Annotated in this window: 2 protein-coding genes; one reads left to right on the top strand and one right to left on the bottom strand. The window is 36.6% G+C overall.

All coding sequences use genetic code 11. From position 1 onward, the window contains the following. Positions 1 to 134: 134 nt before the first annotated feature. Complete coding sequence (locus tag M5121_RS15790) at positions 135 to 698, bottom strand: macro domain-containing protein (protein WP_410169419.1); 564 nt, start codon at positions 696 to 698, stop codon at positions 135 to 137. Positions 699 to 754: 56 nt separating this feature from the next. On the opposite strand from M5121_RS15790, the gene M5121_RS15785 reads away from it, so the two are divergent. Continuing rightward, entirely contained in the window at positions 755 to 1225 is a 471-nt protein-coding gene (locus M5121_RS15785) for a DUF1643 domain-containing protein (RefSeq protein ID WP_039048355.1), read from the top strand. The last annotated feature ends 104 nt before the right edge of the window (positions 1226 to 1329 follow it).

Raw genomic sequence — 1329 nt, 5'->3', positions numbered from 1 at the left:
CGACCGTGGAAGGGATTCATCTGCTGTATCTCGAAATAAATAAGATATTTAGCTTATCATGTCAGCCTATTTGCAACAGTGCCCTGGATTCTTATACGAACTATCCATTATTTAATTTATCCCACTACGGAAAACTACTCAACCGATGATATCTTGATTTGAATTTTTGGATCATCAAGCATCGAAAGAATTTCTTTATAAATTAAGTAATTTTCTGCATCTCGACATACAAAGAATACTTCTGCGATTTGATCATGCTGCGGCAATATAGAACAGATTGTACCAATTGCGATCTCAGCAGCAAGTTGTTGAGGAAAACGATACACACCTGTACTAATATTTGGAAAAGAAACTGTTTTAGCACCAATCTCATTGGCTCTCATAAGCGCATTGCTATAGGCATCACAAAGTAATTGTGGCTCCTTACTTTCGCCACCTAACCATCTTGGACCTACCGCATGTATCAGATATTTGGCAGGTAGATCACCAGCAGTTGTTACTTCGGCTTGTCCAGTAGAGCATCCTCCTTTTTCCTGATTAAGCCGCACACACTCAGCTTTCATCAATGGGCCTGCTTTTTTATGAATGATATAATCAAGTCCACCACCACCGAGCAATGATTTATTTGCAGAATTAACTAGAGCATCTACAGGAAAATTTGTAATGTCTCCATGAATCAAAGTTACTTTTTTTTTCATAAAAGTCATTGGTTATGATAAAAGATACATCATCACATATTTAAATTGAGGGTGTTATGGAAAAGGGAGCAATAATTTCAGATTGCAGTAAATATCGTTATTCTCTATGGCGTATCTGGGATAAAGAGAAACCAATGTTTTCTTTTATTGGTTTGAATCCCTCAACTGCAGATCATATTCAAGATGATCCCACTATCACTCGTTGTATCAACCTTGCCAAAAGTTGGGGTGGCGGTGGTATTTATATGGCTAATCTCTTTGCATATAGAGCAACTGATCCACAAGAAATGATGTCTCAAGAAGATCCCATTGGCTCTGATAATGATTTTTACTTAAGCGAAATAGCTTCCAAATCCCAAAGAATTATTGCTTGTTGGGGTAATAATGGGGGGTATCAACAAAGGTCCTCTACTGTAAAAGAACTATTAAAGGGTAAACTTTATTATCTAGAATTGAATAAAACAGGTGAACCAAAACATCCTCTTTACATTCATTCTGAAACTCAAATTAAGCCCTATTTAACATAATGGATATTATACGAAGTACACTTGTAAGCCCAAAGTAGAAATGTCCGGTTTCTCCAAAGTAAAAATGTCCGCTTTTAGAATACGCACTTTTGCGATTTTCTTAG

This window comes from Acinetobacter sp. ANC5681, from assembly GCF_023488045.1.
Lineage (GTDB): Bacteria > Pseudomonadota > Gammaproteobacteria > Pseudomonadales > Moraxellaceae > Acinetobacter.
This window is presented reverse-complemented; position numbering and strand designations above follow the sequence as displayed.